Source organism: Alteromonas sp. G4i13, assembly GCF_054960505.1.
This window is the reverse complement of sequence record NZ_JBHNYX010000074.1, coordinates 1-12,648: the sequence shown is the minus strand read 5'-3', so window position 1 is coordinate 12,648 and position 12,648 is coordinate 1. Positions and strand designations below refer to the sequence as shown.

Sequence of the window (12,648 nt, the reverse complement as noted above, 5' to 3'; positions counted from 1 at the left end):
AGCAGCATAAAAATGCTGCTTTTTAATGTTTAATAAATATGGACTTACTTGCTAAACGTGTTTCCAAAGAAATCGCCATCGTTCCACTTAGGCTTGTTCTTTTGGTTTGCTAGTGTCCAACCAATTTGCGCGTTAACCTTGGTGAAAGTCTCTGCCGCATTCCAGTTGAATGGCTGGTTAATGTCGTCGCTAGGTTTGTGGTAGTGCGTAGATAAGAACTGACCAAACACCTTGCTGCCATCTACGTTAGGATCTTTAGACTTCAGACCCGGCACCATAAACACTGAAGGCACACCTTGCTTTACAAACGCATAGTGATCTGAGCGAGTGAATAACGCTTGCTCAGGCCATGGATCAGGGCTTAGTTCAATGTTGGCATTCGCCGCCGCTTTTTCCACTGACTCTTGCAAATCACTGTGGTTCGCGCCAAACGCAATAACGTCTGCAAACTCGTAAGTCAAAATTGGCATATCTAGATTTACGTTCGCCACCATTGAAGTAACCGGTACAGTTGGATTACGAGCAAAATAGTCTGCACCTAGCAGGCCCTTCTCTTCACCCGTTACCGACACGAACAGAATTGAGCGCTTTGGCTTTTCTTCCATTTCGCTAAACAAGCGTGCAGTTTCTAACATCACTGACGTACCAGACGCATTGTCCATGGCGCCATTGTTAATGTTGTCTTTCTTCACGGTCTTGGCAAAACCGATATGGTCAGAGTGAGCAGAGAAAACCACGTACTCGTTTTTAAGCTCTGGGTCAGAACCTTCAAGTACACCCACAACATTTGGGCTAGTAATGGTGTCGTGTACGCTCGTCTTACTGATATCAACCACGCCATTTAACGCAAAGCCTTGCGGTACTTTGTCGGCTTCAAGCTGTGCATAAACGTCATCAAGGCTCTTTTCTGCGCCTTCAAATAACTTACGCGCAGCGCCTTCACTCATGTAAGCGCCACCTTTAAGCTGAGAAAAGCTGTTTGCAGGCTGACCACTGTCGTCTAACCATGCCATACGCGGCGTATGGATGTAGTTCAAACGGCTTTGATAAGGGCGTACCTTTTCATTTTTAGGCGTTGTGATAGTGATCATGCCAATAGCGCCATTGTCTACCGCATACTTTTGCTTTTGATAGCCAGACGCAAAGTGAGCGCCCTCTTCTGATGGAAAGTCACTTGGCTTACCAGCAAGCGCTACAACAACCTTACCTTTTACATCTAAGTCTTTGTAATCGTTGTGAGATAGCTCGTCAGCCACAATGCCGTAGCCCACAAAGACCATTTCACCTTTTAGGTTGGCCTCGGTGCTAAGCAAGCTCGGGCTAGCTAGATATTCTTTCGGGTAGTCAAAATCGACGGTTTCGCCGTTTTGCGTGAAAGTAAACTTGGGAGACTCTTGAACCAGATTCGCTTTGCGAAACGCTACGTTTTGCATGTAGCCGTCTGTACCCGCTGGCTTCAAACCATATTTAGCAAATTCGGTCGCAATATATAGCGCCGCAATTTCATGGCCACGAGAGCCCGTGTCACGACCTTCAAGCAAATCATCTGCTAGGAAAAACAGGTGCGATTTGATTCGCTGTGTATCAGGGTTAAAAGCATTGTCTGTCGATGCGTGGTTATGGGCAGTAGCAGCAAAGGTCATTGCTGTCATTGCACTACCTATAAGGAGTTTTTTTATCATTCTAATTTCACCATATAACTAAGTGTGCATCATGGTAACGCAGTTAATAGGCGGAATACCATTAAACTGCTTACGTTTACCATGTGTTTCCTACCGTTGCTCGCATTTTATGAGCAAGGTAAAATTGCCAGTCGCATGCCGGCTCAGCTTCCGGGTGTTTTTATATTTTTTTAGTGAAGAGCAGCATCTATGTCAAAAGACGACATTCTTTACCGCGTTCAGTTCATCAGCAACGGTGAGCGCTATGAGTTATACGTGAAAAGCCTTATGCAGGGCGCTTTGTTTGGCTTTATCGAGATAGGTGACTTTGTGTGGGATACTCACACAAGTGTTGTTGTAGACCCTAGTCATGAAAGGTTGAAAACCGAATTTTCTGAAGTAACAAAAACTTATGTACCGATGCACAACATTTTGCGCATTGACGCCGTAAATAAAAAAGGTTCAGCCAAAATTACTAAATTAGAAAATAAATCTGATAAAGTAACTGCTTTCCCTAGTCCAATATATACACCAACGAAAGAGTAACCGCCGGGTCATTCCGGTGAAGGTTGCCGGAGACCCTTATGTATCGCTATGTTTTAGCAGCATTATTATTTATTTGCAGCGTTAGCTCATCTGCAAAGGACCTTAACGATGAAAGCTTGTATCAACTACTTGATGACATTTGGCAATACGAGCTTTCGGTTTCCCCGCTTCTAGCTTCTCGCGAAGGCGATACTTCACTCGCTCACGTATTACCAGACAACTCTCCCAAAGCCCTGAAAGCACAAAATGAACAATGGCGTACTTTTCAAAAGACCTTAAGTCAGTATAAAAAAGAAGACATCTCTACTGATGCTTATATTGCCTTGCTGATGCAACAATATCGTTTAGCTAACTATGTGGACGAATATACGTATCGCGCGCATTTAGTGCCTATCAATTCAGAATATGGCTTTCACGGTGCAATGGCCTCGCTTCCTAATTTATCCACCTTTAAGCGCGTAGAAGATTATCAGGCCTACATTAGCCGCCTAAATGCGCTTAAGCCTTATTTTGACCAACAAATTGCGTATATGAAACAGGCGCTAAAAGAAGGCTACACGCAGCCTAAAGTCGTGCTGAAAGGGTTTGAGAACTCGGTGGCGTCATACATTGTTGAAAATGCCGAGGACAGTGGCTTTTATTCTCCATTTACCCGTTTTCCAGAGTACTTTACTGACGAGCAAAAATCAGCGCTAACGGAGCAAGGCAAGGCTGCCATAAATAGCAGCGTATTGCCTGCGTATCAAATGTTCTACGACTTCATGGTAGATGAATACATTCCTAGTGCCCGTGAAGATATTGCCGCGAATAACTGGCCTGATGGCGTGGCGTATTACGCCAATAGAGCCAAGCATTACACCACCACGGATATGACGCCTCAGGAAATCCATGATTTAGGGTTGTCTGAAGTAAAACGCATTCGCGCGCAAATGCAGCAAATTGTGGATGAGCTTGGCTTTGATGGCGACATTAACGAATTCATTACGTTTTTACGCGAAGACCCGCAATTCTATGCCACCAGCGCTGAAGATTTGCTGAAAGAGGCGTCGTTTATTGCAAAGAAAATGGACGCAAAACTTCCTTCGCTCTTTGAGTATCTGCCAAGAACACCCTACGGTGTAGCGCCTGTACCAGACGCTATCGCGCCCAAATATACAACGGGCCGTTACATTCATCCTAGCCGCGATGATCAGCCAGGATATTACTGGGTAAACACGTATGCCCTCGATAAGCGCCCTTTGTATGCATTGCCTGCACTGACATTGCACGAAGCAGTGCCTGGCCACCACCTTCAAATATCGTTGGCAGCAGAGCTTGAAGACTTACCTATGGTACGTCGTAACACCTATATTTCAGCGTTTGGTGAAGGCTGGGGTCTGTACTCTGAGTTTTTAGGTATTGAAGCAGGTATTTACGAAACGCCGTACGACAACTTCGGTCGCTTAAGCTACGAAATGTGGCGTGCGTGTCGCTTGGTTGTGGATACCGGTATGCACACGATGGGCTGGAGTCGTCAACAAGCGGTTGATTATATGATGGAAAACACCGCGCTTTCAGAACACAACGTAAATACTGAAATAGACCGCTATATCTCTTGGCCAGCGCAAGCCTTGTCTTACAAGATTGGTGAAATCAAAATTAAAGGCCTTCGCAAGAAGGCAGAGAAAGCATTAGGCGAGCGTTTTGATGTGCGTAAATTCCACCGCGCCGTGTTAGAAAACGGCTCAGTTCCATTGTTTATCTTGGAGCAAAACATCAATACGTTTATAGAAGAACAAAAGGCACAATAAACATGATCGTTGCATTTGGTGTTATTGGATTACTTATCCTGTTTTTAATTTACTTTGTGCTGCGAGCGCAGAATTTACAGAAAGAGCTGGCGCTATTGCGTCACTCGAATAAACAGACCAACAACAAGGTTACGTATGCTTATCGCAACCTTGTTCTTGTTACAGATGCGTTAGAGAAAAATCTTACTGCGCGTATTGAAAGTGCCTATAAAAGCCGCCTTATCGACCAAACTCAATACAATGCGCTGCACCCGCTTATGCGCAACTTTTCGACTATCGTCATGGCCTGTTGTGAGAAAGGGATGTCATTTGAGGAATCGCTGAATAAAGTGTTGCTTAATGAAGAAGTGACGCTTGAGGAAATTCGTGAGGTGGTGAAAGCACTCCCTAGCAACGTGCGTATGGTGTGGTCAAAAAATACGGCCGACGGCTTCATTGCTTTTTGCCAAACCGTTACAGCAACAGTAAGCGGCACGACTGCAAAGGCTCAAAAAGAACCATCTGAAGAGTAACATTTTACTCTGTGTCCCTCGTTAGCGCTTATACAGTGCTAACTGTATGGCAGGGTCGTCTGCGTTGCTATGTAGTAAGGTCAGCGACCCTAGCCATGTTCCCACTCTTTTAAAAGTTTAATCTTTTTACCTTTCCAGACTAATCAGTAAGTTAGCACTTAAAACAACAAGCCAAAAACCTTTTGTCTTGAAAAGGGTTATTGCTGCACTATAATACTGTATAAAAATACAGTTTATTTTGAGTACCATGAATAAATCGTTATCCGTGCTTAATAACCACCCGCATATTTGGCGGGCCAGAGATCAGAGACAAAGTGAAACCAAGTTTTCACTGGGTTTTCCGCGTCTGGATAAAGCACTTAACGGTGGCGTTGCATCTACAGGTCTTGTCCGTATCTCTTCGTTAACCGGCATGGGTGAACTTTCACTCTTTAAACAGGTTATATGCCAACACCGTACGCATAAGCTGGTGGTATTTATTAACCCTCCCGGGCTACTACAGTCGCCGTGGTTAGAAAACTTGGGGCTTAAAGCGCAACAAGTGCTGGTAGTAAAACCAGGTTCTGAACAAGAGTCGTTGTGGGCAGCAGAGCAATGTTTAAAAAGTACGGCTTGCCATTGCGTAGTGCTGTGGAGTAATGCTGTAAATCAAAAAGAAGCACGACGCCTACAGGTAGCAGCAACGCATAATGATGCGCTGTGCTTACTGTATACTCCACCGCAACAGCAGGCCTCACAGTTAGGTTATCCGAAGGCCAGCTTAAGTGATTCACAAGCCACTCCTTCGAATCAAAGCGACGGTGCATTACCCATTACGTTGGATATCGCGCTAAAGGGTAAACCCCACGCTTTGGCAGTGAACATACGCAAGCAGCGTCATGGGTGGCCCAAAGATAACATTGTTATTTCCCATCGGTGGACACCCGACAATCAGGCTATTAAATGGGCCATGGCACACAACACACTTTCCGATCAGGCATTACACTCTGTGAGCTAATGATGCTGTGGGCTTATATTTACTGCTACCAACTAACTTTAGACAGCCACATCAAAGCGGCTAGAAGTAAACGTGCCCATAGCCAATTGCCGAGGCACGAATCTAATAACCAGTATTCATCGTTAGCGTCGAATACCCCCGTTGCGGTGTACTGCAGTAAAACAAACAAAATTACGCAGTGTAATGATATTGCGAGAAAAGAAGGTATTGAAATTGGGCATGGGCTAGCTCAAGCGGCGGCGCTATGCCCTTACGTACATATTCTGCCTTTCAGTGAAGAAGCCGAAAAGCATATGCTGACGCAGTTAGCCCATCGGCTTTACCCACTGGCTTCTGACATCGTATTAGACAACCACATTCACTCAAATAGTGTAAACGGTCTGGCAGTAAGGCTAGATAACCTAACCCATTACTATGGCGGTCATAAGCCACTGTGGAAAACTTTAACCCAAGCTCTGGCAGAAGCAGATATTCGCTATCATTTTGCTAGCGCATGGACAATTGAGGCCGCAAAAGTATTAGCGCTTCATAAATTTAATACTTACTTGCATACATCCGATGACATAAAAAAAGCGCTAAGTGCGTGCCCGCTTTCTCTTACGGCTCTATCTCCCAAGGTCATTGACTCATTGGCAAGGGTGGGCGTTTCCTGCGTACAACAGTTGCTTGCCATGCCGGTACAAGAGCTGGGGCGGCGCTTTGACAATAACACCATTATGTATCTTACTGCGTTAAGGGGAGAAACCTTTCCACGCGTTACGTTATTTAGGCCTTTGGAGCACTTCGATAATTTTATCCTCTTGCCTTTTGATATTGAAAACACGCAGCATCTAACCCCTTTTGTCACCCAGCAGTTTGAGCATTTATCTCACTATTTACGGGCAAGAAACTTATATACATCCAGCATCAGCGTACATATTCATTTCAGAGAAGCACCTGTAATGGATATTAATATACGTTCGGCGCTTCCTCAGTCATCAGTAAAAAGTTGGCTGCCGTTATTTAGTCTTAAAACTGAGAGTCTGGTGTTGCCTGAGCCAGCTACAGCCATTGCGCTTACCTGTCAGCAATTTGAAGAAATGGATACGCAGAATGGCGATTTTTTTAGCGACAGATTTAACGATATTGCACAAAAGCAATTAATTGGGCGCTTAAACGCGAAGCTAGGCGATAACAGTACGTTTCAACCTCGCGCTGCCGACAGCCATCAATTTGAATATATGACGGTGACGGAGCCGAGCGTCGGTAACTGTGCCGGTAATTACGCTTATAGCAGTGACATTACGCCTACCTTCACCTTTGATGTACCTAAACCGCTTATTCAGGCTACCCAAATTTGCTTTGGCCCCGTGCGATTACACAGTGAGTGGTGGCATGACAGCCCAACAAAGCGTGATTATTTCATCGCCCAAACTGAGCAATGCGTAAGGCTTTTAGTGTTTAAAGATGAAGAGAGCCGCTGGTGGGTGCAGGGCCTTTTTTGCTAGCGGTATGCGGTTAAAGAAAAAGGTAAAGGCAATATCATGAAATACAGTGAGCTCTTTTGCCAAAGCAATTATAGTTTTCTTTGCGGTGCCTCTTCCCCCGCAGAGCTTGTTACCACGGCTTCTTTCCTTGGTTACGACGCACTTGCCATTACCGATGAATGCTCAGTAGCGGGAGTGGTACGGGCTTTCGACGAAATTAAGCATCAGGGCCTACCGATTACGCTTATTGTGGGTAGTTACTTTGTATTTGATGACACTTTATCTTTTGTGCTGTTGTGCCCGAACAAAGCGGCCTATAGCGAACTATGCCGAATTATTACTAACGCGAGGCGTCGCTCTGATAAAGGTGAATACCAACTAGCTGAGTGGGACTTGCGTACCATTCGCCATTGCAAATTCATTTGGCTACCAAGCGGCAAAGAAGCTAAAGACAAGCATTGGGCTGAATGGCTGCAAAAACACCCTAGTATTGATGCCTATATTGGCGCTCAGCGCCTATTAGACGGAAGGGATCACCACAGGTTTGCGCATTACAATCATCTGCAGTCTGCCTATCCTTTTCCTGTTATTGCCTGTACAGGTGTACTCATGCATCACGCTGACAGACTGCCGCTTCAACATGTATTGCATGCTATTAACGTGCATACCAGTGTAGACAAAATAGGTCGGGATGCGTTGAGTAATGCAGAGCGTAGTCTGCGAACCGTACAAAAAATTAAGAAGCTTTACCCTGAGAAATGGATTGCCAATACCAATGCCCTTGCTCACGCTTTCACATTTTCTTTAGAAGAGCTGCGCTACCACTATCCTGCGGAGCTTGTACCTGAAGGGTATACGCCCACTTCGTATTTGCGGGAACGTGTAGAGGCCGGTATAAAAGTGCGCTTTCCTGAAGGTATAACCCCTGATATTCGCCAAACCATAGAAAAAGAACTTACGCTTATTGACGAGCAAGAGTATGAGTATTTCTTTTTAACCATTTACGACATTGTTCAGTTTGCCAAGCGACAACGTATTTTGTATCAAGGGCGCGGCTCTGCGGCCAACTCGGTAGTGTGCTATTGCTTGGAAATAACCGCAGTAGACCCAAGGCAAATAAGTGTGCTGTTCGAGCGCTTTATTTCCAAAGAGCGTAACGAACCGCCAGATATTGATGTGGATTTTGAGCATCAACGCCGTGAAGAGGTCATCCAATACATTTATCAAAAGTACGGCCGGGAAAGAACCGCTATCGCGGCTACGGTTATTTGCTATCGCTTTAAGTCGGCTTTTAAAGATGTGGGCAAGGCGCTGGGCTTTAGCGAATCACAGCTTGATTTTGTGGTAAAGCAGATTAATCGCCGAGACAGCGTTATTCCGTGGAAATCTCAGCTGGCGGGGCTTGGGCTAAACCCTGAAGAGTTTAGGGTGCAGCAGTTAATTACCCTTACCGAAGCTTTACTGGGCACGCCCCGACATTTGTCGCAACATGTAGGCGGTTTTGTTATTAGCGCAGGGCCGCTCTACGATCTTGTTCCTGTTGAGAACGCCGCGATGGAAGAGCGTACTATTATTCAGTGGGATAAGGACGACATTGAAACCTTAGGCCTTTTAAAAGTGGATGTACTGGCGCTTGGGATGTTGAGCGCTATACGTCGTGCATTCTCTCTTATCAATAAACAATACCCTGTTGAAACCAGTATTCCGTTCATTACTAAGCTCGGAGATGACAAACAGGTTTTCGATATGATTTGTCGGGCCGATACGGTAGGCGTTTTTCAAATAGAATCACGGGCTCAGATGTCTATGCTGCCAAGGCTCAAACCTCGTCGCTATTACGATTTGGTCGTACAAATAGCCATTGTACGGCCAGGTCCGATTCAGGGTGATATGGTCCACCCTTATTTGATACGCCGACACGGCAACGAAACCATTAGCTACCCATCTAAAGATGTGGAGAAAGTTCTGTCTCGAACCATGGGCGTGCCTATCTTCCAAGAGCAAGTGATTCAGCTTGCCATGGTTGCAGCTGGCTTCAGTGGCGGAGAAGCCGATCAACTGCGTCGCGCCATGGCGAGCTGGAAAAAAGACGGTAGAATTTTTGAGTTCAGAGACAAGCTTATTAAGGGGATGACGGATAAAGGCTATGACAGTACGTTCGCCCACAACTTATTTGAACAAATAAAAGGCTTTGCAGGTTACGGCTTTCCTGAATCGCACTCAGCATCTTTTGCCGTATTAGCTTATGTGTCTTGCTGGTTGAAGTTTTACTTTCCTGTTGAGTTCTACGTAGCGCTGTTAAATAGCTGGCCCATGGGGTTTTATTCTCCGTCTCAGTTAGTTCAAGATGCTAAGCGTCACAACATACGGGTAGAAGCGCCCTGTGTTAACCAATCTGACGTTGAGCATTCTCTGGTGGTACAAGGCCAAAAAAAACACATTCGGCTTGGTCTTAAGCTTATTAAAGGCTTAAGTGAAGCATCGTCTCAGCTTATCGTGGAAAACCGTTCAGACAAAAGCTACACCAATGTTGAACAATTACAGCAGTTATCGCTTAAAAGTCACGAACTAGAGGCACTGGCCAGCGCCGATGCCCTTCGCACGATTTCAGGCAATCGGTATGAAACCCGCTGGCGAATTATGGATACCCAAACCCGTCTACCACTTTTCGATACCGACGAATTTTATGCAGATAAAAATACCACACCGCTCGGCGCTACGCCTTCTGAGGCAGAAAATTTACTAGAAGACTATGCCTCAACCGGCTTATCGGTAAATAACCACCCTATTTCTTTACTCAAAAAGCAACATAAGCTTAAAGACATAAGCTGGTCCAATTCGCTTAAAGACAAGACCAATAAATCTGTTGTAAAAGTACTCGGCGCAGTAACAGGTCGACAGGCCCCGGGTACAGCCGCAGGCGTTACCTTTCTAACTTTAGAAGATGATATAGGCAATATGAACGTTGTGGTGTGGCAAGCTACCGCTCGTGCTCAGCAACAAACATTCTTAAAAGCTAAACTGCTACAGGTAAATGGTATTATTGAACGCTCCAAAGAGGGAGTTATTCATATCATCGCAGGTAAGCTTATTGATCGGACGCCGTGGCTCGAAAAGCTGTCATTAAGTTCAAGAGATTTTCACTGAGTATTTTACACCCGCAAAACGATAAATTATGGTGTATAGCTATGCGATTTATTTTTGTATTAAAAAACTTCCTCTCAAGGAAATGCTTCAAAGATAATTTATTTGTATATTGTAAATTGCTGTAGTCATTTTGGAGTTTAGAATGATGCGATGTATTGGGCTTTTCATTGGCTGTTTGTTTAGCCTTAATATTTATGCAGATAAATATGTGATTGGCGCACAAAACTTAGCTTATTTCCCCCATTACGATTTTGCATCATCAACAGATAAAGGGGTTGCTTGGTCAATTTTAGAAGCTTTTTCTGAAGCTTCGGGACACGAGTTTGTGTATTTAAGCTTGCCTATAAGACGGCTTCAACTCGAGTTAGTTAAAGGTAATGTTGACTTTGTATACCCTGATAATAGAGGCTGGTATAACAGCATTACCACTTCAAATGACAAGTACTTTTCCCTCCCATTAACCAGCGCAGTAACGGGGACAATTGTAAAACGACAGAACGCTGGGAAAGGCATCGAAAAGATAAAAAACCTCGCCATGCCGTTAGGCTTCACACCGGTAAATTGGCAAGAAAGAATAGACACTCAACGTACCCAAATAACTTGGGTTACGGATATTCAACAAGGCTTGGCGCTTTTGTACCAAGAACGTGTAGACGGGTTAGATTTAGAGTATTTCGTTAGCCAGCGATCTGCTCCTCTATCATATGAGCAAGATGCATTTACTTTAGATTTGACGCTTCCACATAATGAAATTCCTTTTTCCCTATCTACGCTTTATCATCAAGACATTATTAGTGAACTTAATAAGTTCATATCCTCAAATCCAGAATTAATTGATAGTATAAAAACAAAATACGGAATAACCCCTTTCGAGCAGTTGTCTCAGAAGCTTTTGATAGAACAAGGATTGAAAATTGAAGAGGTTTGGAAATAGTATTCGTCGCTTTGTGCAAATGGCGGTATTGCCAGTTACATGCACACTTTCAAGTCCTTTTGTTTCAGCCGACACCTATATCGTAGGCGCTCAAAATATTGAATATTATCCGTATTACAACTTTTCATCGGATCATGAAAAGGGGTTGGGTTGGGCTATTCTTGAAGCATTCTCAAAGCAAAGCGGACATCGCTTTGTATACTTGAGCATGCCAGTTAAACGCCTTCAAATAGAATTGAAAAAAGGCAATGTAGACTTTGTCTTTCCTGATAACGCCAGATGGTATGATCAAATAACCCATAGCCTTAACAAAGTATATTCTGAACCTCTGGCAGAAACATTCGCCGTGACTTTGGTTAAAACAGATAACCTTGGTAAAGGAATTACTCATATAACAAAACTTGCCACGCCAGACGGATTTTCCCCTGTAAAGTGGGAACAGCAAATTAAGAACGGTACCGTTAAGGTAACAGGCGTAAACAGTATTTATGATGGGCTTAACCTTCTACAGAGCGATAAAGTAGATGCTTTAGATGTGGAATATAATGCCGCTAAAAACGTTGCTCGTCGCTTTCCGCAAATGGGACCATTTGCCGCTGATTTAACCCTGCCACACAACGTTGTCTCATTTTCGCTATCAACCTTAAGACACCCCGAGATCATTGCCGAGCTCAATACATTCATACTTTCAGAATCTGAAAGCATAAATAAAATTAAAGCGAAGTATGGTATTGAAGATACAAAGCAACTGATCGAGCGTCTGATGGAAGAGCAACATGTAAGTGCAGATACACGCTGGACACCTTTGTAAAAACTTCAACAGTGTCAGTAAATTACACTACTCGCGTGGAATAGTTCGGCATTTAGTTTTTATTATCTCTTTGAAATTAAAATAATTTTTAATTGGAAAAAATTTTGCTTGTTGATTATCAGATCAAGGAGCAATTATGAAACAGGCATCACTACTTCTATTTTCTTTTTTCATTATTTTCACCGCAAGTAGCGTACAAGCGAAACAAACCGTGAGTGTAGATTATATGCACGGCTTTGACGATATCGATGGTATGCGCTTCGCGTACAGGCCACTTGAACAAACGCTTACTACTGATTGGTTTGGCGACCTAAAGCTATACTGGGAAGTGAGTGCCGTAGTGTGGGAGTATGGTGAAAACGATACACATAGTACAAGCTACGGCGCGTCATTAACTCCTGTATTTATGAAACAGGTTTCAACGCTCTATGACAAATATCCCGTATATATAGAAGCGGGGATAGGAGCGAGTTACATAGGTAATCAGAAAGTCGCTGGTAAAGATATTGGATCTAACTATCAGTTCGAAGACAGATTAGGTGTTTTTGTAGAGATCGATAAAAAACAACATGTCGCACTGCGCTATATGCACTTTTCAAACGGCGGCTTCAACAATGACAACCCCGGATTAGACTTCCTGAACCTATCCTACGCCTATCACTTTTAAAGAAATGGGGTCAGAGTACATTTTCATTTCTCGAGCATTTTGTTAAGGGCTGTTTTGATTTCGAGGAGTATTAGAAGTATTAATGTACTCTGACCCCATTTTTTGTTCCTTCCAAAC

At 44.0% G+C, this 12,648-nt stretch carries 10 protein-coding genes; 9 read left to right on the top strand and 1 reads right to left on the bottom strand.

Features of this window, described 5'->3' with window-relative positions:
• Positions 1-44: 44 nt before the first annotated feature.
• Positions 45-1,682, bottom strand: coding sequence for a M28 family metallopeptidase (locus ACFI6J_RS20745; protein ID WP_156085696.1), 1,638 nt, complete (start codon positions 1,680-1,682; stop codon positions 45-47).
• Positions 1,683-1,871: 189 nt separating this feature from the next.
• On the opposite strand from ACFI6J_RS20745, the gene ACFI6J_RS20740 reads away from it, so the two are divergent.
• The 9 genes from ACFI6J_RS20740 to ACFI6J_RS20700 all read left to right on the top strand — a co-directional run bounded on the left by ACFI6J_RS20740 (position 1,872) and on the right by ACFI6J_RS20700 (position 12,531).
• Positions 1,872-2,207, top strand: coding sequence for a DUF1820 family protein (locus tag ACFI6J_RS20740; RefSeq protein ID WP_061438894.1), 336 nt, complete (start codon positions 1,872-1,874; stop codon positions 2,205-2,207).
• Between the two features lie 38 nt (positions 2,208-2,245).
• Complete coding sequence (locus tag ACFI6J_RS20735) at positions 2,246-3,997, top strand: DUF885 domain-containing protein (RefSeq protein ID WP_156085695.1); 1,752 nt, start codon at positions 2,246-2,248, stop codon at positions 3,995-3,997.
• 2 nt (positions 3,998-3,999) lie between these two features.
• Positions 4,000-4,509: a hypothetical protein gene (locus ACFI6J_RS20730; protein WP_039226980.1), complete on the top strand. Its 510-nt coding sequence runs from the start codon at positions 4,000-4,002 to the stop codon at positions 4,507-4,509.
• Positions 4,510-4,756: 247 nt separating this feature from the next.
• Positions 4,757-5,506, top strand: a complete 750-nt coding sequence (locus ACFI6J_RS20725; RefSeq protein WP_156085694.1) for a recombinase RecA — start codon at positions 4,757-4,759, stop codon at positions 5,504-5,506.
• On the top strand, positions 5,506-6,993 hold the full coding sequence (locus tag ACFI6J_RS20720; RefSeq protein ID WP_061438881.1) for a Y-family DNA polymerase: 1,488 nt from the start codon (positions 5,506-5,508) through the stop codon (positions 6,991-6,993). Before ACFI6J_RS20725 ends, ACFI6J_RS20720 begins: the two co-directional genes overlap by 1 nt.
• Before the next feature lie 36 nt (positions 6,994-7,029).
• Positions 7,030-10,119 carry an error-prone DNA polymerase gene (locus tag ACFI6J_RS20715; protein WP_156085693.1) on the top strand — a complete coding sequence of 1,030 codons (3,090 nt, stop codon included), beginning with the start codon at positions 7,030-7,032 and terminating at the stop codon, positions 10,117-10,119.
• Between the two features lie 130 nt (positions 10,120-10,249).
• Positions 10,250-11,053, top strand: a complete 804-nt coding sequence (locus ACFI6J_RS20710; protein ID WP_231506374.1) for a hypothetical protein — start codon at positions 10,250-10,252, stop codon at positions 11,051-11,053.
• The gene (locus ACFI6J_RS20705; RefSeq protein WP_069943474.1) at positions 11,034-11,864 is read left to right on the top strand and encodes a substrate-binding periplasmic protein; all 831 of its coding nucleotides are present in this window, start codon (positions 11,034-11,036) and stop codon (positions 11,862-11,864) included. Before ACFI6J_RS20710 ends, ACFI6J_RS20705 begins: the two co-directional genes overlap by 20 nt.
• A 136-nt stretch (positions 11,865-12,000) precedes the next feature.
• Positions 12,001-12,531, top strand: coding sequence for an acyloxyacyl hydrolase (locus ACFI6J_RS20700; RefSeq protein WP_014975262.1), 531 nt, complete (start codon positions 12,001-12,003; stop codon positions 12,529-12,531).
• Positions 12,532-12,648: the final 117 nt, after the last annotated feature.

Bases quoted from the DNA above. Each gene is read 5' to 3' on its own strand.
- ACFI6J_RS20745 (WP_156085696.1), bottom strand. From the start codon at position 1,682: ATGATAAAAAAACTCCTTATAGGTAGTGCAATGACAGCAATGACCTTT.
- ACFI6J_RS20740 (WP_061438894.1), top strand. From the start codon at position 1,872: ATGTCAAAAGACGACATTCTTTACCGCGTTCAGTTCATCAGCAACGGT.
- ACFI6J_RS20735 (WP_156085695.1), top strand. From the start codon at position 2,246: ATGTATCGCTATGTTTTAGCAGCATTATTATTTATTTGCAGCGTTAGC.
- ACFI6J_RS20730 (WP_039226980.1), top strand. From the start codon at position 4,000: ATGATCGTTGCATTTGGTGTTATTGGATTACTTATCCTGTTTTTAATT.
- ACFI6J_RS20725 (WP_156085694.1), top strand. From the start codon at position 4,757: ATGAATAAATCGTTATCCGTGCTTAATAACCACCCGCATATTTGGCGG.
- ACFI6J_RS20720 (WP_061438881.1), top strand. From the start codon at position 5,506: ATGATGCTGTGGGCTTATATTTACTGCTACCAACTAACTTTAGACAGC.
- ACFI6J_RS20715 (WP_156085693.1), top strand. From the start codon at position 7,030: ATGAAATACAGTGAGCTCTTTTGCCAAAGCAATTATAGTTTTCTTTGC.
- ACFI6J_RS20700 (WP_014975262.1), top strand. From the start codon at position 12,001: ATGAAACAGGCATCACTACTTCTATTTTCTTTTTTCATTATTTTCACC.